The sequence below is a fragment of the Photobacterium toruni genome (assembly GCF_024529955.1).
Taxonomy (GTDB): Bacteria; Pseudomonadota; Gammaproteobacteria; order Enterobacterales; family Vibrionaceae; genus Photobacterium; species Photobacterium toruni.
This window is the reverse complement of sequence record NZ_AP024854.1, coordinates 2,598,525-2,620,017: the sequence shown is the minus strand read 5'-3', so window position 1 is coordinate 2,620,017 and position 21,493 is coordinate 2,598,525. Positions and strand designations below refer to the sequence as shown.

Genomic DNA, 21,493 nt, shown 5'->3' with positions numbered 1-21,493 from the left:
CAAATTTCTTAATTGTTGACTACTTATTAGGCAGGACGATTCAGCGTTAATAACTGTAATTCCTGCTTTTCTTCGACTGATAAGCCGACGGTTCTTGATTTAGTCTGCAACTGTTCAATTTGTTGATTAACACACTGAATAATAATTTTATCCATTGCGTCTAAAAATACATCGAGGCTGTTGTCTTCATCATTTGACAACGGTAGCTCCCACGCGGCAAGTCGTGCCATCATGGCTTCATTCTTAGTGCCCCGCCAATATTCTAAAAGCTGTCCTGTGCTAATATTGGGATTGTTTCGGCATTTATCAACTATCGATAGCAATAAATTTAATCCTGCAAGCTCAATACCAGCAAATGCGTCCATATCGAATTTAAGCTGTTGTACAAAGTGTGGGTGCTGAATCAGTAATGCGATAACTTCTCGCATAGGGGTGCGTTTAATTTGCACCTGACCTACTGGTTTAGTGATTTGACCATGCTTTGACAATAGTTGCTGTAATTGTGCTTCATCGGGTAAGCCGAGTTTTTTTCCCAGTAACTCTCGTAAGTATAGCCGTAGAGTACCACCTGGTACTTTATCAATTAAGGGAACGGCGAGCGTAGTTAACTTCGCTTTACCTTCACGGCTACTGGTATCAATTTGTAACATTAAGCTATTAAACAAAAACGCTGATAGCGATGTAGCGGCATCAATGCGTTGTTCAAATTGTGCTTTTCCTTCGGCGCGAATACACGAATCTGGATCTTCGCCATCAGGTAAAAACATAAATTTCAATTGGCGGCCATCGGTTAAAAAGGGCAATGCTTGTTCCATCGCACGCCATGCCGCTTCTCGTCCCGCACGATCGCCATCGTAACAACACACAACGGTGCTAGTTTGACGGAACAGGCTTTGAATATGATCGCCTGTGGTTGCGGTTCCTAAAGACGCGACCGCATAATCAACCCCAAATTGGGCTAAAGCTACCACATCCATATAACCTTCAACCACCATGATTTTTTCAGGTTCACGGTGGGTTTGTAATACTTCATATAATCCATAAAGTTCTCGACCTTTATGGAAAATATCGGTTTCCGGTGAGTTAAGGTATTTAGGTGTACCATCACCTAAAACGCGCCCACCAAAACCAATCACACGTCCTCGGCGATCATGGATCGGAAACATCACTCGTCCACGAAAGCGGTCATAACGACGACCTTGATCATTTTCGATCAGCATTCCGGTGTTAACAAGTGCTTTTTGCGATTCATTATCACGCCCAAAGCGAGTGCGCACCATGTCCCATTGATCGGGAATAAAACCGATATTGAATTTTTTTACAATATCGCCCGATAAGCCACGTCCTTTGAGATAATCAACGGCAATTTGAGCATCTTGTGCGCGTAATTGTGATTGATAAAACTGTGACACTTGGCCCATGAGTTCATAGTAATTACGTTTGTCTGCCGCTTTAGGGCCTCGAGGAGTATTGGTACCATCATCTTCACGTGGCACTTCTAAACCTAACTGTGAAGCAAGCTCTTCAATGGCATCAACAAACTCTAACCGATCATACTCCATCACGAAATCAAGTACGTTGCCATGAACACCGCACCCAAAACAATGATAGAACTGTTTTTCTTGGCTTACCGAAAAAGATGGCGTTTTTTCATTATGGAAGGGACAGCAGGCTCCAAAGTTCTTACCTTGCTTTTTGAGTTTTACTCGCGCGTCAATAACATCAACAATATCATGTCGAGAGATTAAATCATCAATAAACGAACGCGGTATTTTTCCTGCCATAACAAAGCAAACAACCTTGAGTGAGTCAAAAGAGTGTAACGGTTAGACCGTTAAAAGTGGGGATTGCCAGATACAAACAAGCCGCGCATTCCAAAAGAATAGCACGGCTTGTTGCAGAATAAGAGGAGTGATTAGCCTAGCTTGATTTTCACCAGCTTGCTAACAATCCCCATATCGGCACGACCCTGAATTTGCGGTTTCAGTACGCCCATGACCTTGCCCATATCTTGCATGCTAGCAGCACCTGTTGCAGCAATAGCTTCATCCATCAAAGCAGAGATTTCATCTTCACTTAATGGTTGAGGCATAAATTCTGCTAAGACACTGATTTCAGCATGTTCAATATCAGCAAGATCTTGACGGCCTGCAGCTTCATACTGGGCTACAGAGTCACGACGTTGCTTCACCATTTTTGTTAATACTACTAACACGTCGTCGTTGGAAAGAGTGATCTTTTCGTCAACTTCGCGTTGTTTAATTGCAGCAAGAACTAAACGGATGGCACCAAGACGAGGTTTATTTTTCGCCTTCATCGCCGCTATTTGTTCGCTTTTTAGGCGTTCAATAAGAGTCATTACGCGATCCTTCTGTTTAATAATCTAACGATTAGTACAGACGAACGCGACGCGCGTTTTCGCGAGCCAATTTCTTCAGGTGACGCTTAACTGCCGCTGCTTTAGCACGCTTACGTACAGTTGTTGGCTTTTCGAAGTGCTCACGACGACGAACTTCAGAAAGGATACCTGCTTTTTCGCAAGAGCGCTTGAAACGACGTAGTGCTACGTCAAACGGTTCGTTTTCACGTACTTTGATTACTGGCATGTAATACTCACCTCAGAGTGATTCGGTTTAATACTGACGTTCAAAGTGTCAGATGATTAAAATGGTGCGAAATTCTAATCTGATTTGGGGGTATTTGTAAAGCATTCTACGCCTATGAACTGGTTAATTTGTGTTAACAGCGGTAACATGGCACTCAATTACCCCCTTATAAACCTGTATGAATTATCGGTTGTTATTGAAACTAGACTGATTTTTTTGATTAGGTCCCCGAATAGTATAGAGGCTGTTATGCGTATATTGGGCATTGAGACCTCCTGTGATGAAACAGGTATCGCAATTTTTGATGATGAAAAAGGTTTATTGGCACATGAACTTTACAGTCAAGTAAAGTTACATGCCGATTACGGTGGTGTGGTGCCTGAGTTAGCGTCACGTGATCATGTAAAAAAAACCATTCCCTTAATCACTGCGACATTAGCGGCAGCAGGTTTAACCCCTGATGATCTTGATGGCGTTGCGTATACCGCAGGTCCTGGTCTTGTTGGTGCACTTTTAGTCGGCGCGACTATCGGTCGTAGTTTAGCCTATGCATGGGATTTACCTGCGGTTGCTGTACACCACATGGAAGGTCATTTGTTAGCGCCAATGTTGGAAGATAATCCACCAGAATTTCCTTTTGTGGCGTTACTGGTTTCCGGCGGACACACCATGATGGTGGATGTGCGTGGAATTGGTGATTATCAGATCCTTGGTGAGTCAGTTGATGATGCGGCGGGTGAAGCATTTGATAAAACGGCTAAAATGATGGGCTTAGATTACCCAGGCGGCCCACGACTGTCGAAAATGGCCGAACAAGGTACTCCGGGACGATTTAAGTTCCCGCGTCCAATGACGGACCGTCCAGGGCTTGATTTCAGTTTTTCGGGTTTAAAAACATTTGCAGCAAATACGATTCGTGGCAATGATGATGATCCACAAACTCGTGCAGATATTGCTTATGCATTTCAAGATGCAGTAGTGGATACTTTAGCGATTAAATGTAAGCGCGCACTTAAGCAAACAGGCTATAAAAGTTTAGTGATTGCTGGTGGTGTAAGTGCCAATAAATCGTTACGTCAACAACTTGAAACCATGATGAAAGGTATGCGCGGTCAAGTATTTTATCCGCGTACTGAATTTTGTACCGATAATGGTGCGATGATTGCCTATGCGGGTATGCAACGTTTGAAAAATAATGAAATGATGGATCTTGGGGTTAAGGTTTATCCGCGTTGGCCTATTGATCAATTGAAGCCAGTTAAGTCGTAAAAAAGAGATATTAACCTAAATGATAAGCGAGAATTTATTTCTCGCTTTTTTTGTGTTTTATCGCGTGTTTTTATTGTTTTTCGTGACTTTTACGGCAAAACTTTTGCCATATTTTAGTTTCGTTACCATCAAGTAAACGGCGAATGTTGTCTTGATGGCGAAAGATAATTAAGCAAGAAAGCATGGCGACGGGCATGGTATATTCAGGTTTTACCATCCAGGTCATTAATGGCGCAACAAGGGCGGTAACTAATGATGCTAATGATGAGTATCCTGTTAGTGTTAATGCTAATATCCAAATAATAATTAAACTACTACTAAGATCCCAGCCTATCGGGGCTAATGCACCCAGTGCTGTTGCGACCCCTTTCCCTCCTTGAAAATGGAAGAAAATTGGGTAGATATGACCTAAACAGGCAGCGATACCGATGATGCCTAATAAGAACGGGTTTAAGCCTAAAAAATAGCTTAACCAAACTGGAAGCATACCTTTTAATATATCGGCAACTAAAACTAATATTGCGGCAGTTTTTCCCCCAAGACGAAGTACATTGGTTGCACCGGGATTAAATGACCCGTGAGTGCGAGGATCGGGAAAATGGTACAGTTTTGAAATTAATACTGCACTGGAAATAGATCCTAATAGATAGGCCGCAATGATCATCAATAACGCTAATGGTGTCATGCAATATTCCGATTATTTGAAAGATAAGCCCTGCTATTTATTATTACTAAATGTTAGCTAGATCTTATCTTTATCAATATTGGTACTGATAAATATCAGCGTGTTTATGGCTGTGATATAGTCACGATCATGGTCAATATTAAGTGTGTTATTGACCGATTAGCATTTATCAATGCTAACTAATATAGCCTGATAATACGCGTTTTTGTGTGTATTAGGTATCCGACCTCTAACAAAATTAGCGATTAAATATGGACACAGTATTTATAGAACAACTCGAAGTTATCGCCACTATTGGAGTGTATGACTGGGAGCAACAAATTAAACAGAAATTGGTATTAGATTTAGAGATGGCTCACGATAATTGTCCTGCTGCTATGGCTGATGATGTTAATTTAGCGTTAGATTACTCCATGGTCTGTACTGCAGTTACAGAGCATATTACTCAAGGACGTTTTTTGTTAGTTGAACGGGTTGCGGAAGATATTGCCAGTTTGATTATGACCCGTTTTTCAGTGCCGTGGGTAAAAGTACGCGTTACTAAGCCTAGTGCTATTGCTAATGCTCGTGGGGTTGGGGTTCAAATTGAGCGAGGTATTAAGTAGTGATCACCGCTTATATCAGCATTGGCAGCAATATTGATCGCGAACATTACTTACCTGCAGGTGTAAAAGCGGTTACTCAATTGGCGAGTTCGTGGCGAATGTCGCGTGTATTTGAAGCTGAACCTGTTGGTTTTAATGGCGATAATTTTTTTAATAGTGTCATTGAAATAAAAACGTCACTGTCTTTGATTATGCTGCAGCAGTCATTAAAAGATATTGAACGCCAACTTGGCCGCCCTGAAAATACCCAAAAAAATCAAAGTCGTACTATTGATCTTGATATTTTATTGTATGGTGACGTTATTTGTGAGTGCTCACCTACCATACCGCGGTCTGATTTGTATAAATTTGCTTTTGTACTATGGCCGATGAGCGAGTTATGTCCTGAATTAATTATTCCAGGACAACAGCAGACGATTGCTGAGTTATGGCAACATTTTTCACCTCAACAGCAGTTATGGCCTGTTGAGTAATGCTGAGTAAATTATTGCGTATCGTAATAAATAATATATAAATTAAGGATAATGAATGAGTCACTTTGAAGCGATTATGCTTGCCCTATTACAGGGATTAACAGAATTTTTACCTGTATCAAGTTCTGCCCATCTTATTTTACCGTCAGAAATTTTGGGGTGGCAAGATCAGGGATTGGCATTTGATGTTGCAGTGCATGTCGGCACATTATTAGCTGTAATGATTTATTTCCGTAAAGAAGTTGTTACGCTACTTAGCGCATGGTTAGCTTCAATTTTTAAGCGTCAACATAATGCCGAATCGAAATTGGCATGGATGATCGTAATATCAACGATTCCAGCCTGTATATTTGGCTTGTTGATGAAAGACTTTATTGAGATGTATTTGCGTTCTGCGTGGGTTATAGCTTGTACAACTATTATTTTTGGCTTACTGCTATGGTGGGTTGATAAACATGCTAAGCAGACTGACAATGAATATCAAACCACATGGAAAAGTGCGGTCTTAATTGGTTTAGCTCAAGCGGCAGCTATTATTCCTGGTACATCTCGCTCTGGTGCAACAATGACTGCTGCTCTATACCTTGGCTTTACACGTGAAGCGGCAGCACGATTCTCATTTTTAATGTCGATTCCTATTATTCTACTTGCTGGTGGATATTTAGGCCTTAAATTGGTAACAGGCACTGAGCCGATTGATATCAGTAATCTAAGTATCGGTATTGCAGTTTCGTTTGTCAGTGCGTATGCATGTATTCATGTATTCTTAAAATTAGTGACTCGCTTAGGTATGATGCCGTTTGTTATCTACCGTTTAATTTTAGGTGCTGGTTTATTCCTATTTTTATTGTCTAAATAATTTTTAGCATAAACGTGTTACAAAAAAGCCGACATAATGTCGGCTTTTTTATGGCAGTAAATTAGGTACGGGTACGTTGTAAGTATTCATTTACTGCGAGGGTACGGGCTTGCGCTAATTGTTGTTTTATTGCCGCACCGGTGAACCCAGCAGCAATAATTGGGGCAACAGGTACCGCTTGAGCAATGTCAAAAACAGTGGTTGTGATGTCAGCTTGTGGATATGCTGTTGTTTCTAAACCTTGACGGCCACGAGCATCAGCACGACAACAGATGGCGAGTTGTTCAACACGCTGAGGTTTTCTCCATGCATCTATTTGATCAAAAATGGAAATAAAGGTGCTGGCTCGCATTTCTTGAGCATGGTGAATTTTGGTATGTTGAGCACAAACGACCAAAGCTAAATCAAAATAATCATTAGGTACTTTGATACGTTGACACAACTGCTTAATTGGTTTTATACCATCACGACAATGGGTCTTATGGTGGGGTAAATCATCTTTAGGTGATAATGCTTTCCCAAGATCATGGACTTGGGCTGCAAAACGAATAATAGTACTGTCGCTTAGTCGTGCTGCTTGTTTGGCAACCAATAGAGTATGGATTCCACAATCTATTTCAGGGTGCCATTCTGGTGGTTGTGGTACGCCAAATAAAGCATCGATTTCAGGCATAACTACAGCTAAGGCACCACATTGACGTAATACCGTTAAGAACACTTGTGGATCATTACTTGATAGTGATTTGTGCCACTCAAGCCATACTCTTTCAGGGGTTAATTTAGCTAATTCGCCACTGATCACAATGTCTTGCATTAATGCCATCGTTTCTGCGGCAATAGTAAAACCTAAGTGAGCAAAACGGGCTGCAAAACGTGCTACTCGTAATACCCGTAATGGATCTTCACTAAATGCCGGTGAAACATGACGTAAGATCTTATGATCAAGATCATATTGGCCATTGTAAGGGTCGATAAGTTGTCCCTGTTTATCTTGGGCAATCGCATTGATGGTTAAATCACGTCGTAATAGATCTTGTTCAAGAGTAACATCCGCTGCGGCATAACATGTAAAACCAGTGTAACCATGGCCTGATTTACGTTCGGTACGGGCAAGGGCATATTCTTGTTTGGTTCGAGGATGAAGAAAAACTGGAAAATCACTGCCTATTTGTTCATAACCTAAATCAAGCATGGTGGTTGGCGTGGTGCCAACAACAACCCAGTCTTTATCTGTTATAGGCAAGCCTAATAAAGTGTCGCGAACAGCACCACCAACAAGATAGGTTTGCAATGAAGACTCCTTAATACCACGGGGGGCTAATAGTTGTAGAACACAATGAAAAGTCACCATTATCACAGCATGATAATGTTAATCGGTATTATTTTTTGAACCAATATACACTGATTTATTTAGTCATCATGATAGCAAATATCAAACAATAATGAGAGTTTGTCACTATTAAATGGTTTTTATATTGTTGGTGATGTTATCGATAATTTATCCCTAAACAATTTAAGTATTAGAGTATAGATATGTACCAAGATTTTTTTGGCATAAACGAAGCACCATTTTCAATTGTGCCAAGTGCCCGTTTTCTCTACCTCAGTGATCGTCATCGAGAAGCGTTAACACATATGTTGTCAGGATTAACTGATGGGGGGGGCTTTGGCTTATTAACCGGTGAAGTTGGAACCGGAAAAACAACAGTATTGCGGGCAATGATTTCACGATTACCGCAACAAGCACAAGTCGCTGTGATCCTCAATCCGGCATTATCATCGCATGATCTATTGGCCACTATTTGTGATGAACTAGGCTTAAGTTATCGTGATGAAGCCAGCTTTAAGCAATTAACTGATACTATTTATCAGCATCTTATTGCTAACCATGCTGCAGGTCGACAAACACTATTATTAGTCGATGAAGCACAACACCTAATGCCTGATGTATTGGAGCAATTACGATTATTGACCAATTTAGAAACCGATAGTCGTAAGTTATTAAAAGTTGTCTTAATTGGTCAACCTGAATTGCAGCAGTTATTACAACAAGAGCGTTTACGTCAATTGGCGCAACGGATCACTTCGCGTTACCATTTGCTGCCATTGACTGAAACCGAAGTTGGTGAATATATTCATTATCGGCTTAATGCGGTGGATTGTTTATATCCAGTATTTAATGCCAGTATTGTTAGTTATATTGCGAAACAAACTCAAGGTGTGCCACGATTAATTAATTTGGTATGTGATAAATCGATGCAGTTAGCCTGTCAGGCTGGGGGTCACAGTGTGACCAGAGCGATGGCCGTTCAAGCCTGTGAAGATATATTGAGTTGGCAAGTGCCGTCAGTGGCTTCGTCACGATCACGATTAGCATGGTTACCATGGACAATTGCAGCAGCACTGTGTGGTGTGATGGCAACGACTGCATGGCAATATTGGCCTCAAACTACTATTTCGACACCACCTTTGGCTGCCACGCCTTCTTCGCAAGTGATAACAACCGATACGGCACCGTTAAAAACGGTAGCAGTTAGTACTGAAACTCGATTGGTAGCAGCTATTAATGATAGCCGTAATCAACGTAATGCGATGCAAAGTCTGTATCAATTATGGGGTTTTGATACGGCATTAAACCAAGCTACGTGTGCGACTAGCTCGCGAATTGCATTAACATGTTTTTCTGGTTCAACAACATTAACGCGGTTAGGGTTAATTAATCGTCCAGTGATCGTGACCCTCAAAGATGGTCAACAGCAGCCCTTTTATGCGGTTGTGTATGCCATTACTGATGATCGTATTCAATTGCTATTAGATCATCAGCGTATTTCAGTGACGCCAACATGGTTTGAAGCTCGTTGGAATGGTCACTTTAGCCTGCTATGGCGTCCACCACTTGGAGATAAAACCACGATTCGGTTTGGCCAAAGTGGTGCGCGAGTCGCATGGTTAAATCAGCAATTAAATACATTCTTAGGTGATAATGGCCCTCAGGTGAGGTATTTTGATCAAACAGTATTAGATAAATTACGTCGTTTTCAGCGGGCGCAAGATATTACTGCTGATGGTATTGCTGGGCCAATGACACTGATGATCCTTGATTCTGCGCTTAATCTTCCTGGGCCTACGTTACAACCGGAGCAAGTCTAATGTCTCAATTATTAACTGCATTAAAACAATCAGATAAAAATAATACAGCCCAGTTAAATACAGCTAATATCCACCGTGAGGCGGTAAAAATTGTGCATCCGATGCAGGCAGTTAAAGCGCAGCAATCTCGAGTAAAATGGGTAATGCCAATTGTTATTGCCTTGTTACCGGCAGCTTTGATTGTTGCATATAAGGTTTATCACCAGCATGCCGACGTGGTAACGATAACAGCTAACTATCAACCATCAGCAGTAACAGCAACGTTGCCACCGTCAGTGTTACAAGCACCCAAGCTGCAAGCGTTAGAGAGAGAATCTACAGCGACAAATGCGGATGTGATTTTCATGGCATATCCTGATATTGTGACAGAGCCATTACCCATTAGTGATGGTCTATATGTGGCTTCTCCTGCATATCAATCATCTTCAGATATTGATACTCATAATATTGAATTACGTGAACAAGACCGAGATCTTGGCCCCAGTGATGATCAGCAGATTCAGCATGTGGCTAAAGTTACAGCAACATCCCATGATCCTTATAAGTTAGAGGATCTCGATTTATCTGATTTATCCCCCGATCTTGCTGCAAAACTTAAATCAGCCATTGTGGCAACTGATGGTGAACAATATCAAGACAGTGATGTTGATCGTAGTGGGGCTGATCGTAATACTAGCGATCATTATCCAACAGTAACTCAGAAACCTAAAAATAGCGTTATTCCTATAGGATTATTGCCTACAACGGTACAACGTAAGTTGCCTAAAATGAATTTTAACCAGCATATTTACTCTTCTTCACCGACTAAACGTTGGGTGAAAGTGAATGGTCACGAACGTCATCAAGGTGACATAATCGCACCTGGGGTTAAGCTCGTTAAGATTGAATCACGAGATGTGGTTTTGACCTTTGATGGTTATGAAATCAGTATGCCAGCATTATCTGAATGGTAATATTGCCAATAAAAATTAAAAAGGCAGCTAATATATTAGCTGCCTTTTTATTATATAGGGGAAATTTCAATAGATGTTATTAGAATGAGGGATTATGCCCAGCCATTAGTACGCTTGCGGCGACGTGGTGTGATGTGCGGTAGTATTAATCCTAATAACAAACCAATTCCTGCAACTACGCCACCGTAAGTAAACCATTTCATTAATAAATCATCTTTTTGAGTATCAATTTTGGCGCGTAAGCTATGTACTTCATCTTGAGCTGTGGTCAACGCATTTTGTAATTGAGCATTATGTGTTTCTAGTTTATTAATTTGGCTATTACGTTGAGCTAGGGCGTTATTTAATTCACTGTGTTTATTGTCATTAGTTGATAGTGCTTCTGCTAGTTTAGTCTTTAGAGTGGCTAATTCCGTTTCAAGTACGGGTAGACGTTCTTGCAGTGCGACATCTTTTGATATGAATTTAGATTCAACCCAGCCAGTACGACCACGAGCATCAGTTACACGGCTATAACCTTTATCTGTTTCTAATAATGTGACGGGAGAGCCTGCATTAACGCTACCTACAATGCGGTATTGGCTACCGGGACCTTTTAATAGATAAGTAAATAAGTTATCAGAAATATAATGGGTTTGTGCGGCATTAGCAAATGGACTAATTAGTGTAAAACAGAACAAAAAAAAGCTTATGAGGTACTTCACTATCGAATCCTTGATGAACTTGAAATAGTTAGAGAACGACGATAGTAAGGGGTTTGCTAGAAGGGAGCAAGAAAAAGAGAGAGGGAAAGGCCTCTCTCTTTAAATTCAGCCACTATTTAACTAAAAAGTGCTTGTATAATGTAGAAGAAAATGACAGCAAGTAATGCACCTGCTGGCAATGTTACAATCCACGAAGCAACAATGTTGCGAACAACACCTAAGTTAAGAGCTGCAATGCCACGAGCAAAACCAACACCCAATACCGCACCTACAAGTGTTTGTGTGGTTGAGATTGGTAAACCAGTACCTGATGCTAGTACAACAGTCGATGCTGTTGCTAACTGAGCAGCAAAGCCACGGCTCGGTGTTAACTCTGTGATGCCTGTACCTACGGTAGCCATTACTTTATGACCAAGAGTAGCTAGACCGATGACGATACCAATACCGCCTAATGGAAGGATCCACCATGCGATTTGGCTTTGTGCTGCAATTTGACCTGAACTTTCAATAGTTGAAACAACTGCTGATAGTGGACCAATTGCATTTGCTACGTCGTTTGAACCATGGGCAAATGCCATCGCACACGCAGTAACAACCATCAATACGCTAAATACACTTTCAACGCCAGCATAACCATTGCTATCTACTAGATCGTCATCAGCATATTTACGCTGAATGTAGAAGTAACCGACTACCATAACGATAAATGAAATAACAAGAGATGCAATCCAAGCTTCGCCCGTTGTCAGATGCAAACCTATATGTTTCAAACCTTTCTTAATTGTTACCAACGCAATGACCATCGCTGTGATAAACATGTAGACAGGGACGAAACGTTTTGCATTTGCCATCGGGTTATCAGTATCAAAGATTAATCTTTGAGCACTGATAAAAATCAGATATGCAAATATACCAGCAATAAACGGTGTAACTAACCAGCTACCCACAATACCTTGAATTGAATGCCAATCCACTGCATTGGTGCCAACTGACACACAAGCAAAACCGATGATAGCACCGATAATTGAGTGTGTTGTTGAAACAGGCCAGCCCATAAAAGAGGCGACAAGTAGCCATGTACCAGCAGCAAGAAGCGCTGACATCATGCCAAAAACTAGGGTTTCAGGGTGGGCTGCATATAGAGAGGTTTCGATAACACCCTTTCGAATAGTATCGGTAACTTCACCACCTGCAAGATAAGCACCTGCAAATTCAAAAATCATCGCAATGATGATCGCTTGTTTTACTGTAAGTGCTTTTGAACCAACTGAAGTGCCCATGGCATTGGCAACATCATTTGCACCAATACCAATCGCCATCAAAAGACCAAAAAAAGCTGCCACTCCAATTAATAGAGTGCCGTAGTTAGCCAGGATTTCCATTGTAAAACCTTGTTTTGTTAAATTCTCGTTATTAAGAACGCGAGAGCATAATTTCTAAACGTGAGCCGACCCGCTGTGCTTGATCAGCAATTGCGCCTACCCACTCGAGAATTTTGTACAGGAACATGACATCCACCGGGCTGTGTTGGTCTTCGATGGACATTAATTGTTGACGTAAAATAACCTGCATAGCATCGGTATCATCTTCGATAACATCTAGCTGATTAATCATTTCCGCGACAAGCGTCACTTCTCTGCCTTTGAAACCAGTTTCGAGTAATTCATCCAATTCATTGATTACACGACGAGCTTGATCAGCCGCGTCTAAGCAACGTTGAATATATGCCACGAAGTCTGGGTACATGATAGCAGGCATTTGTAGCTTACGACCTAAGACTCGACCAGCGATATCTTTAGAGAGGTTAGCAAGTTTGTCCTGCTGGGTTAACAGTCCTAACATATCAGTACGATCTACTGGCATGAAAAGACCACGAGGAAGCTTCAGACGGATCTCACGCTTAAGTACATCCGCATCTTTTTCAAGTTGCGATATCTGTTCGCGTAAAATAGCCGCCTTTTCCCAATCTCCAGCATTACATGCTTCAAAGAATGGAATAAGCAGGTCACAACACTCAGTTACGCGAATAACATGGCGTTGTAGTGGTTTGATTGGGGATTTTGCAAAGAGCCCCATAATTGTATTTACTGGCATAGCCGATCAACCTAAAGAGCGCCCGAATAAGGCTAAATCTTGAGCGATGGTCATTGAATCGCGCATTTTAACGTATTAAATAGTATAGTGGAACCAGTTTTGATCAAGGTTTTATTGATATTTCTCACTTGCCCTTGAGTGAATAAGCAAATATCCTTGGTTTGCCACCGTTTATAGGTATAACTATGGAAACCGAGATAGAACTGAAGTTTTTTGTCTTACCAGAATTTTCAACCCAGCTAGTAGAGAAAATTTCTGCGGCTAAAATTCTGCAACAAAGCTGTCGAGAGTTGGGTAATATTTACTTTGATACTCCCGATCAAGTATTGCGTCAGCATGATATTGGTCTGCGTATTCGTCGTTTTGATGATGTGTTTGTTCAGACATTAAAAACCGCAGGCCGTGTTGTTGCTGGATTACACCAGCGTCCTGAATACAATGTTGAAGTCAATAGTACGGAACCGTGTTTAGCGCTTCACCCTGCAGATGCTTGGCCTCATGATTTTGATGTTGTGGCTGTTCAGCAGCAAATTCAGCCATTATTTAGTACTGATTTTACACGCCAGCAATGGTTAATCGCAATGGCAGATGGTAGTCAAATTGAATTAGCATTTGATTATGGTGAAGTGAGTGTTGATGATAAACGCTCATCTATTTGTGAAGTAGAATTAGAACTAAAATCGGGTCAAACCGACGCTTTATTCACTTTAGCGCGTGAATTATGTGTTGATGGTGGAATGCGATTAGGTAATCTTAGTAAGGCAGCTCGTGGCTACCGACTTGCTGCGGATTATCAAGGTGATCCAATCAAGCCATTAGTTTTTGTTAATGCAACGGCTCAAGATTCAGTTGAATCAACATTTATTAAGACGCTTGAACATGCGTTAGATCACTGGTTGTACCATGAGCAAATTTATGTGGAACGTCAAGATCCACAAGCATTGGTACAAATATCACAAGCGTTGAGTCTATTACGTCAAACTTTTGCGACTTTTGGTGGCATTATTCCTCGTCGTGCCAGTGCGTTATTACGTCAAGAATTACAGTGGCTGGAAGGTGAGCTTAGTTGGTTAGAAGATGCTAATAGCATTCAAGAATTGATTGACGATAAGGCTTATGTTCTGCGTAAGCTGAATGTTCGTAAAGAGTTACAACAGCAGTTAGAACTGCGTTATCAAGATCTTCCTGACAGTGATGCTATGATTCAACTAATCCGTTCAGCGCGTTATTGTGGATTACTACTTGATTTGAGTCGTTGGATCTTAAGTCGAGGTTGGCAGCCATTTCTTGATGATAAGTCACGTACTAAGCTAGCAGCGCCAGTGAAAGCATTTGCAGATAATATGTTGACCCGTTCATGGTCTGAATTACTTGATGTTTTTCCTATTGAGCGTCAACTAAGTCGTATTGATTATCTTGATCAAAAACCACGTTTATTACGTAATTTAATGAGTGGAATTGCATTTGCTGGCTTGTATGATGAAGATCGTCGTGCATCTTTTAGAATGCCGTGGTTAGATTTATTACAAGGTCTAGAAGATTTACGCGGACTAGAGCCTATCCGCCAGTTATTAGCCTTGTTTGAAGGTGATGATTTAGCGCAAATTCAAAAGTGGTTACAACGTCAAGAAGAATCATTGTTACATGCAATGAGCCAGACTCGGCAGATCAGTATTGAACTAACCCCTTACTGGCCGTAATACGTAATGAGTTAGTCTTTAATATCAACGCCTCGCTTTATGCGGGGCGTTGTTGTATTTACGGCAATGATATGTGGTGTAGATCATGTTTTAAGGTATCTTTTTGAGCGGTGGCTAAATATTTATTCGTTAATGTCGATAAGCAATGAAGAGAATAGGGCAATGGTGCTTATTGATGACATTACTGGCTTACGAATAAGATCATCACTATCAATGTGAATGGTATAAACGTTAGCGATACGGAGATAATAAATGGCAACGCTAGAGTTTAAACCTTGGGAAAAGTGGTTAACAAATCTTAAATTAAGACCTAAACTTATTTTACTGATGGTGTTTAGTTCGTTGTTATTAATTGGCAAACAGTTATGGGATGCCGAGTTATTTTACCAATCTGTTATTGCGACTCAGCAAAACAACGTTCATCTATTAGCGCAGTCAAATGCTCAAATACTTACGAGCTTAATTGCAACTGATACTCAATCTTCAGCTTTAGTTACTTCCAAATTATCTGCGACAATGAGTGTTCATGGAGTGTATGTTATTGATTATAAAAATGACAATATGCTCAACGAATCTAAACTAAATCAAGAGATTAAATTAAATGTACCGCTAAATAACGGACAAACGTTGAGTCAACTTTTGCATGATCCGATGCTAAATAATCAAGCATTTATGCGACAAGATCATGATGGCTATGGCTATATAGTTAAACTTCCAGCATTACAGTTAGCTGTTATTAGTTACCAATCAAATGCATTAGCTGCAGGTTATTATCAACAGTACTTAGTGCAGATTGTGTGGCAAACATCATTAATGGTGGCGATTTTTGTGGTGGCGCTATTGCTCGCATCGAGGATTATGTTACGTCAAATTGGAAGTTTAAAACAAAGTATTCAGGCATTTGCTAATAATGATTTATCACAGCCAATAGCAATGGTGTGTCGTGATGAATTTGGTGAATTAAGCCGTGAGCTTGAGCAAAGTCGTTGTCAGTTTAAAGCGGTATTTATTGCTCAGCGACAGGCTGCCAATACGCTGTCACAATCAGCTGAAATGATGTCATTAATGATGGAGCAAACCAAAGAATCATCGCAAGAAGAATTTTCTGAAATTGACCAACTAGCTTCGGCTATGGCTGAGATGACATCAACAGTCCAAACCGTTGCTGGTCATGCGCGTGATGCGTCTAATGCGACTTCAAATACTGCAGAGCAAGCAGCAACAGGACAACAATTTGTGAGTCGTACGATGGTGACGATTAATCAACTATCTAATGATATTACTCAATCGGCAGCAGCCGTTAATCAAGTTGAAACACGTGTCGATAAAATAAGCTCGGTGATTGTAACGATTCAAAGTATTTCTGAACAAACCAATTTATTGGCACTCAATGCGGCGATAGAAGCTGCGCGAGCAGGAGATGCTGGACGAGGGTTTGCTGTCGTGGCTGATGAAGTACGTAACCTTGCACAGCGCACTCAGACGGCAACGGTTGAAATTCAAGATATGATTGCTCAATTACAGCAAAGTGCTCAGCAAGCGGTTAATTTAATGGAACGCAGTGTACTTGAAGCGGGTGAAGGGGTTGATCTCGTCACGAGTGCTGGTGGTGAGTTAAATAAAATTGTTGATCAAATTCAGGGTATCAATGATATGAATTTTCATATTGCAGCAGCTGCTGAACAGCAAAGTGCGGTGGCTGATGAAATGAATATTAACCTAACAAATGTACGAGAATTGGTTGATGGATCGGTTGGTGTTGTTACTGAGCTTGCGCAAACATCAATAGCAATGCAGCATCAAGCCAGTGATTTAGAAACGAAAATAGATACATTTAAAGTGTAAATTAAAGGCTGCATATTGAATGAAATAAAATTATAACGCCCATCCGTTGATGGGCGTTTTTATATGCTAAATTAGAGTTCTTTATCGAGTTACTTGTTCAAGGGACAGCACATGGCGACCGAAAAATCACAACCTTATCCACTCATTGATCATTATGGCGATGTCGTTGCTGCCGCAGACTTAGCGTGGGATAAATTAGCGAATAAGCACCCACAACTATTGGCATTATGGCAAGGTGAAGCCAAGCAAGAATTACATACCATGCTAGGGTTAAGTGATTTTATTAGTGCTTCTTTAGTACAAGATTCAGCACTATTAGCATGGCTACCAGACCAATATCAACATTGTGGTGATATTGATTATCGTCAGTTATTAAACCAACAACTTGCACAAGTAACCGATGAAATAGGTTTAATGCGCAACTTACGTCATTTTAGACGTCGTTATATGACGTTAATCGCATGGCGAGATTTTAGTCATCGCGCACCTTTACAGCACAGCCTCGCTAACTTGTCGCAGTTAGCAGAAGCCTTGATCATGGAAGCGTATCATTGGCTTTATCAACAGTGCTGCACTGAGTGGGGAACACCAATGAATGACCAAGGTGAGCCGCAACCAATGCTGATTTTAGGTATGGGGAAATTGGGTGGTGGCGAGCTTAATTTCTCGTCAGATATCGATCTGATTTTTACCTACCCCGAAAACGGAGAAACGGTCGGCGGTCGTCGTAGTCTAGCGAATGCGCAGTTTTTTACCCGCTTAGGTCAACGGTTGATTAAAGCGTTAGATCAAATCACGTTTGATGGCTTTTGTTATCGCGTAGATATGCGATTGCGTCCTTTTGGTGACAGTGGACCCTTAGTGATGAGTTATGCTGCATTGGAAGATTATTACCAAGAACAAGGTCGTGATTGGGAACGTTATGCGATGATCAAAGCACGGGTTATGGGTAAAGAAAGTTTTACGCAATATCAAGGCTTACGCCAAATGCTACGGCCATTTGTGTTTCGACGTTATATCGATTTTAGTGCTATTCAATCATTGCGGCGTATGAAAGCAATGATTGGTAGCGAAGTGCGACGTCGTGGTCTTACTAATAATATTAAATTGGGGGCGGGCGGTATTCGAGAGGTTGAATTTATCGCGCAATCTTTTCAATTAATTCGTGGTGGTCGTGAACCGAGTTTACGTGGGCGAGGATTATTACCGACGTTAGCTGCAATTAAAGCGTTGGCTTTATTACCGTCTGCTGATGTTGATACTTTAACGGTAGGGTATTGTCATTTGCGACGTTTAGAAAACCTTTTGCAAGCGATTGATGATAAGCAAACCCAAACTTTGCCAGATAAGCCCCTTGATCAAGCACGATTAGCTTGTGCCATGATGGCGCCAGATTGGACTGCACTGGTGGCAACAACAGAACAGCATATGGCAGCTATTCACGCTATTTTTGATGATATCATTGGCCATGATGAGCAGGATAATCAACAAGATGTTGCGACGCAATACCATGAAATGTGGGCAATGGTGACTAATGAAGATGTATTACTCACTATTTTGGCTGAGCTTGATGCACCACAACAAGCGTTGCAAGCACAGAACTTAGCGTCTTTTAAGCATGAATTATCGAAACGTACTTTAGGCCCGCGTGGACGTGAAGCATTGGCTACTTTAATGCCTGAAATTTTGGCGCAGGTAGTAATGCGAGAGGATGCAGTTCAACTGTTGCCGCGATTAACGAAATTGATCATTCGTATTGCGACACGTACTACCTATCTTGAACTATTAACAGAACACCCTGTTGCGCTTAAACAACTGATTCGGTTATGTGCTGCTAGTCCGATGGTGGCTGAACAATTGGCGTTATATCCATTGCTACTTGATGAATTACTTGATCCTCAGCATTTGTATCAACCAACAAAACTGACCAGCTATCAAGATGAGTTGCGTGAATATTTAGCGCGTATTCCTGAAGAAGATATGGAACAACAAATGGAGGCGATTCGCCAGTTTAAGCAAACTCAGTTATTACGGATTGCTGCGGCGGATATTGCTGGTGTACTACCTATAATGAAAGTAAGTGATCACTTAACTTATCTAGCAGAAGCAATTATTGCGGCGGTGGTTAATCAAGCATGGCTACAAATTGCGGCTAAATATGGTGAACCAAGCCATTTATTAGAGCGTGAAACTAAAGGCTTTGCCGTGATTGGTTATGGCAAAGTTGGTGGTTGGGAGTTGGGGTATGGCTCTGATCTTGATTTAGTGTTTGTGCATGATTGCCCTGATAATGTCTATACCACTGGTAGCAAAGAAATTGATGGACGGCAATTTTATTTACGTTTAGCACAGCGGATCATTCATTTATTTTCAACCAGAACCGCGTCGGGAGTATTGTATGAGGTTGATATGCGTTTGCGACCTTCTGGTGCCTCTGGGTTGTTAGTAACAACAATTAGTGCCTTTGGTGAATACCAGCAACAGCAAGCATGGACGTGGGAACATCAAGCTCTTGTTCGCGCACGAATGGTGTATGGCGATGCACAATTACAAGCCGCATTTACCGATGTTCGTCAGCAGGTGTTAACCGCAGTACGTGATTCGGCGCAATTAGCCAATGATGTGGTAGCAATGCGCCATAAAATGCGTGCGCATCTTGGTAAGAAAAGAGTAGGAATGTTCGGCCTTAAACAAGACCAAGGTGGCATTACCGATATTGAATTTTTAGCGCAATATTTGGTATTGGCTTATGCTCATCAGCAGCCAGCTTTAACGCGTTGGTCTGATAATGTACGTATTTTTGAGTCGATGGCTAATTATGGCATTATCGATGACACGACAGCTGCTAAATTACAGCAAGCTTATTGTGATATGCGTAATGCCATTCATCGATTGAGCTTATTAGGCTTACCCGCTTATGTTGATCAGCAACAATTTATTGAAATGAGACAGACAGTAGAACAGGTATGGCAGCAGTGGCTTGAACCTTCTCAGGTTTAGGTGTGATCTCGATGCCCCTTGATTTTAGTTTATGCTAGTATTCGAACGTTGCCATATTTCCGGAGAAAGAAATGAAACTGACGCTGCCTGATTATAACCAAGCAGAGGTATTGATTGTTGGCGATGTAATGTTAGATCGCTACTGGACGGGTCCCACTGAACGTATTTCACCAGAAGCACCAGTGCCAGTGGTTAAGGTTGATCAGATTGAAGAGCGCCCTGGTGGTGCGGCAAACGTAGCAATGAATATTGCTGCGTTAGGTGGCAATGCCAAATTGATCGGCCTAACTGGTGTAGATGAAGCAGCGCGTGCGTTAACGGAAAAGTTAACCTCATTAAATATTTGTAGTGATTTCGTTGCACTTGCACAATATCCAACGATCACTAAATTACGGGTGATGAGCCGTGGCCAACAGTTGATTCGATTAGATTTTGAAGAAGGTTTTCAAAATATCGATTCAGCCCCAATCCTTGAACGAATGCAACCTGCGCTAGCGAATGCGAAAGCGGTTATTTTGTCTGATTATGCTAAAGGTGCGTTAGTTCATGTGCAGGCGATGATTCAATTGGCTCGTACAGCAAACTTACCTGTGTTAGTCGATCCTAAAGGAACTGACTTTGAACGCTACCGTGGTGCGACATTACTGACACCTAATTTATCTGAATTTAAAGCTGTTGTTGGTTGCGTGAATTCAGAACAAGAATTAGTTGAAAAAGGCATGGCACTGATCGAACAATTTGATTTTGAAGCCTTGCTGGTTACTCGTTCAGAACATGGCATGACCTTACTTGAAAAAGGCTGTGAGCCGTTACACATGCCAACTCTTGCGCAAGAAGTTTATGATGTCACGGGGGCTGGCGATACGGTTATTTCAGTATTGGCAGCATCATTGGCAGCCGGTAAATCGTTATCTGACTCTTGTAAGCTCGCGAATGCGGCTGCGGGTGTGGTGGTGGCGAAGTTAGGTACATCAACGTTATCGACAATCGAATTAACCGAAGCTATTCATGGTAGTCAAGACAGTGGTTTTGGGGTTATTTCTGAGTCAATGTTAGTTGAAGCGGTTAAATCTGCGCGTGCGCGTGGTGAAACTGTCGTTATGACCAACGGTTGTTTTGATATTTTGCATGCGGGTCATGTAGCCTACTTAACAGAAGCGGCAAAATTGGGTGATCGCTTAATTGTGGCGGTAAACTCTGATGATTCCGTTAAAGGCTTAAAAGGTCCAGGGCGTCCAGTGAATCCAGAAGATCGTCGTATGGCGGTATTAGCTGGTTTAGGCGCTGTGGATTGGGTGGTACCGTTTACCGAAGAGACACCACAACGATTAATCAGTGAAGTATTACCAAGCATTTTAGTTAAAGGTGGTGATTACACTCCTGAACAAATTGCGGGTGGCCAAGAAGTGATTGCGGCGGGTGGTCAAGTATTAGTACTTAATTTTGAAGATGGTTGTTCAACCTCTAAAATTATTGAAGCTATTCGTGGTGGACGTGGTTAACGTTAGGGTTATCGAACAAAAAAAGCGCCGTTAGGCGCTTTTTTTATA

18 protein-coding genes are annotated in these 21,493 nt (G+C 41.4%); 10 read left to right on the top strand and 8 right to left on the bottom strand.

What is annotated here, in order from left to right; all coding sequences use genetic code 11:
* Positions 1 to 26 precede the first annotated feature (26 nt).
* From dnaG to rpsU, 3 genes are all read right to left on the bottom strand, one after another.
* Positions 27 to 1,784 (bottom strand): DNA primase, encoded by a 1,758-nt coding sequence (gene dnaG, locus OC457_RS12240; protein ID WP_080174925.1) that lies wholly within the window; start codon positions 1,782 to 1,784, stop codon positions 27 to 29.
* Positions 1,785 to 1,915: 131 nt separating this feature from the next.
* The gene (locus OC457_RS12235; RefSeq protein WP_080174924.1) at positions 1,916 to 2,359 is read right to left on the bottom strand and encodes a GatB/YqeY domain-containing protein; all 444 of its coding nucleotides are present in this window, start codon (positions 2,357 to 2,359) and stop codon (positions 1,916 to 1,918) included.
* Between the two features lie 31 nt (positions 2,360 to 2,390).
* Positions 2,391 to 2,606: a 30S ribosomal protein S21 gene (rpsU, locus tag OC457_RS12230; protein ID WP_005301411.1), complete on the bottom strand. Its 216-nt coding sequence runs from the start codon at positions 2,604 to 2,606 to the stop codon at positions 2,391 to 2,393.
* 249 nt (positions 2,607 to 2,855) lie between these two features.
* Between rpsU and tsaD the strand changes: the two genes are divergently transcribed.
* A complete protein-coding gene (tsaD, locus tag OC457_RS12225; RefSeq protein ID WP_080174923.1) occupies positions 2,856 to 3,875 on the top strand; it encodes a tRNA (adenosine(37)-N6)-threonylcarbamoyltransferase complex transferase subunit TsaD in 1,020 nt (339 codons plus the stop codon).
* Positions 3,876 to 3,945: 70 nt separating this feature from the next.
* On the opposite strand, the gene plsY is transcribed toward tsaD, so the two are convergent.
* Positions 3,946 to 4,560, bottom strand: coding sequence for a glycerol-3-phosphate 1-O-acyltransferase PlsY (gene plsY, locus OC457_RS12220; RefSeq protein ID WP_080174922.1), 615 nt, complete (start codon positions 4,558 to 4,560; stop codon positions 3,946 to 3,948).
* Positions 4,561 to 4,811: 251 nt separating this feature from the next.
* Here plsY and folB point away from each other — a divergent pair, with 251 nt between their 5' ends.
* Genes folB through OC457_RS12205 form a run of 3 tightly spaced genes read left to right on the top strand, consistent with a single transcriptional unit; the run spans position 4,812 to position 6,497 of the window.
* A complete protein-coding gene (gene folB / locus OC457_RS12215; RefSeq protein WP_080174921.1) occupies positions 4,812 to 5,165 on the top strand; it encodes a dihydroneopterin aldolase in 354 nt (117 codons plus the stop codon).
* On the top strand, positions 5,165 to 5,638 hold the full coding sequence (gene folK, locus OC457_RS12210; protein WP_080174920.1) for a 2-amino-4-hydroxy-6-hydroxymethyldihydropteridine diphosphokinase: 474 nt from the start codon (positions 5,165 to 5,167) through the stop codon (positions 5,636 to 5,638). The genes folB and folK overlap by 1 nt, the downstream gene beginning before the upstream one ends.
* Before the next feature lie 55 nt (positions 5,639 to 5,693).
* Positions 5,694 to 6,497, top strand: a complete 804-nt coding sequence (locus tag OC457_RS12205; RefSeq protein ID WP_080174919.1) for an undecaprenyl-diphosphate phosphatase — start codon at positions 5,694 to 5,696, stop codon at positions 6,495 to 6,497.
* 61 nt (positions 6,498 to 6,558) lie between these two features.
* Here OC457_RS12205 and OC457_RS12200 read toward each other — a convergent pair whose 3' ends face one another.
* Positions 6,559 to 7,788 carry a multifunctional CCA addition/repair protein gene (locus OC457_RS12200; RefSeq protein WP_080174918.1) on the bottom strand — a complete coding sequence of 410 codons (1,230 nt, stop codon included), beginning with the start codon at positions 7,786 to 7,788 and terminating at the stop codon, positions 6,559 to 6,561.
* Between the two features lie 242 nt (positions 7,789 to 8,030).
* Here OC457_RS12200 and OC457_RS12195 point away from each other — a divergent pair, with 242 nt between their 5' ends.
* On the top strand, positions 8,031 to 9,647 hold the full coding sequence (locus tag OC457_RS12195) for an AAA family ATPase (protein ID WP_162841687.1): 1,617 nt from the start codon (positions 8,031 to 8,033) through the stop codon (positions 9,645 to 9,647).
* A complete protein-coding gene (locus OC457_RS12190) occupies positions 9,647 to 10,600 on the top strand; it encodes a general secretion pathway protein GspB (protein WP_080174917.1) in 954 nt (317 codons plus the stop codon). The genes OC457_RS12195 and OC457_RS12190 overlap by 1 nt, the downstream gene beginning before the upstream one ends.
* Positions 10,601 to 10,692: 92 nt before the next feature.
* On the opposite strand, the gene OC457_RS12185 is transcribed toward OC457_RS12190, so the two are convergent.
* The 3 genes from OC457_RS12185 to OC457_RS12175 form a co-directional block, all read right to left on the bottom strand.
* Positions 10,693 to 11,304: a TIGR04211 family SH3 domain-containing protein gene (locus OC457_RS12185; protein ID WP_080174916.1), complete on the bottom strand. Its 612-nt coding sequence runs from the start codon at positions 11,302 to 11,304 to the stop codon at positions 10,693 to 10,695.
* 116 nt (positions 11,305 to 11,420) lie between these two features.
* Positions 11,421 to 12,686: an inorganic phosphate transporter gene (locus tag OC457_RS12180; RefSeq protein ID WP_080174915.1), complete on the bottom strand. Its 1,266-nt coding sequence runs from the start codon at positions 12,684 to 12,686 to the stop codon at positions 11,421 to 11,423.
* A 31-nt stretch (positions 12,687 to 12,717) separates the two neighbouring features.
* The gene (locus OC457_RS12175) at positions 12,718 to 13,398 is read right to left on the bottom strand and encodes a TIGR00153 family protein (protein WP_080174914.1); all 681 of its coding nucleotides are present in this window, start codon (positions 13,396 to 13,398) and stop codon (positions 12,718 to 12,720) included.
* A gap of 185 nt (positions 13,399 to 13,583) precedes the next feature.
* Here OC457_RS12175 and OC457_RS12170 point away from each other — a divergent pair, with 185 nt between their 5' ends.
* From OC457_RS12170 to hldE, 4 genes are all read left to right on the top strand, one after another.
* Complete coding sequence (locus OC457_RS12170) at positions 13,584 to 15,098, top strand: CYTH and CHAD domain-containing protein (protein WP_080174913.1); 1,515 nt, start codon at positions 13,584 to 13,586, stop codon at positions 15,096 to 15,098.
* A gap of 252 nt (positions 15,099 to 15,350) precedes the next feature.
* The gene (locus tag OC457_RS12165) at positions 15,351 to 16,943 is read left to right on the top strand and encodes a methyl-accepting chemotaxis protein (protein WP_080174912.1); all 1,593 of its coding nucleotides are present in this window, start codon (positions 15,351 to 15,353) and stop codon (positions 16,941 to 16,943) included.
* Positions 16,944 to 17,054: 111 nt separating this feature from the next.
* Positions 17,055 to 19,943, top strand: coding sequence for a bifunctional [glutamate--ammonia ligase]-adenylyl-L-tyrosine phosphorylase/[glutamate--ammonia-ligase] adenylyltransferase (gene glnE / locus OC457_RS12160; RefSeq protein WP_080174911.1), 2,889 nt, complete (start codon positions 17,055 to 17,057; stop codon positions 19,941 to 19,943).
* A 71-nt stretch (positions 19,944 to 20,014) separates the two neighbouring features.
* Positions 20,015 to 21,445 carry a bifunctional D-glycero-beta-D-manno-heptose-7-phosphate kinase/D-glycero-beta-D-manno-heptose 1-phosphate adenylyltransferase HldE gene (hldE, locus tag OC457_RS12155; protein WP_080174910.1) on the top strand — a complete coding sequence of 477 codons (1,431 nt, stop codon included), beginning with the start codon at positions 20,015 to 20,017 and terminating at the stop codon, positions 21,443 to 21,445.
* Positions 21,446 to 21,493: the final 48 nt, after the last annotated feature.

What these genes read in the sequence shown, in the direction of transcription:
- OC457_RS12175 (WP_080174914.1), bottom strand. Translation starts at nt 13,398, where the DNA reads ATGCCAGTAAATACAATTATGGGGCTCTTTGCAAAATCCCCAATCAAA.
- rpsU (WP_005301411.1), bottom strand. Translation starts at nt 2,606, where the DNA reads ATGCCAGTAATCAAAGTACGTGAAAACGAACCGTTTGACGTAGCACTA.
- folB (WP_080174921.1), top strand. Translation starts at nt 4,812, where the DNA reads ATGGACACAGTATTTATAGAACAACTCGAAGTTATCGCCACTATTGGA.
- dnaG (WP_080174925.1), bottom strand. Translation starts at nt 1,784, where the DNA reads ATGGCAGGAAAAATACCGCGTTCGTTTATTGATGATTTAATCTCTCGA.
- OC457_RS12195 (WP_162841687.1), top strand. Translation starts at nt 8,031, where the DNA reads ATGTACCAAGATTTTTTTGGCATAAACGAAGCACCATTTTCAATTGTG.
- hldE (WP_080174910.1), top strand. Translation starts at nt 20,015, where the DNA reads ATGAAACTGACGCTGCCTGATTATAACCAAGCAGAGGTATTGATTGTT.
- glnE (WP_080174911.1), top strand. Translation starts at nt 17,055, where the DNA reads ATGGCGACCGAAAAATCACAACCTTATCCACTCATTGATCATTATGGC.
- OC457_RS12205 (WP_080174919.1), top strand. Translation starts at nt 5,694, where the DNA reads ATGAGTCACTTTGAAGCGATTATGCTTGCCCTATTACAGGGATTAACA.
- plsY (WP_080174922.1), bottom strand. Translation starts at nt 4,560, where the DNA reads ATGACACCATTAGCGTTATTGATGATCATTGCGGCCTATCTATTAGGA.
- OC457_RS12235 (WP_080174924.1), bottom strand. Translation starts at nt 2,359, where the DNA reads ATGACTCTTATTGAACGCCTAAAAAGCGAACAAATAGCGGCGATGAAG.
- OC457_RS12190 (WP_080174917.1), top strand. Translation starts at nt 9,647, where the DNA reads ATGTCTCAATTATTAACTGCATTAAAACAATCAGATAAAAATAATACA.
- tsaD (WP_080174923.1), top strand. Translation starts at nt 2,856, where the DNA reads ATGCGTATATTGGGCATTGAGACCTCCTGTGATGAAACAGGTATCGCA.
- OC457_RS12180 (WP_080174915.1), bottom strand. Translation starts at nt 12,686, where the DNA reads ATGGAAATCCTGGCTAACTACGGCACTCTATTAATTGGAGTGGCAGCT.
- OC457_RS12165 (WP_080174912.1), top strand. Translation starts at nt 15,351, where the DNA reads ATGGCAACGCTAGAGTTTAAACCTTGGGAAAAGTGGTTAACAAATCTT.
- OC457_RS12170 (WP_080174913.1), top strand. Translation starts at nt 13,584, where the DNA reads ATGGAAACCGAGATAGAACTGAAGTTTTTTGTCTTACCAGAATTTTCA.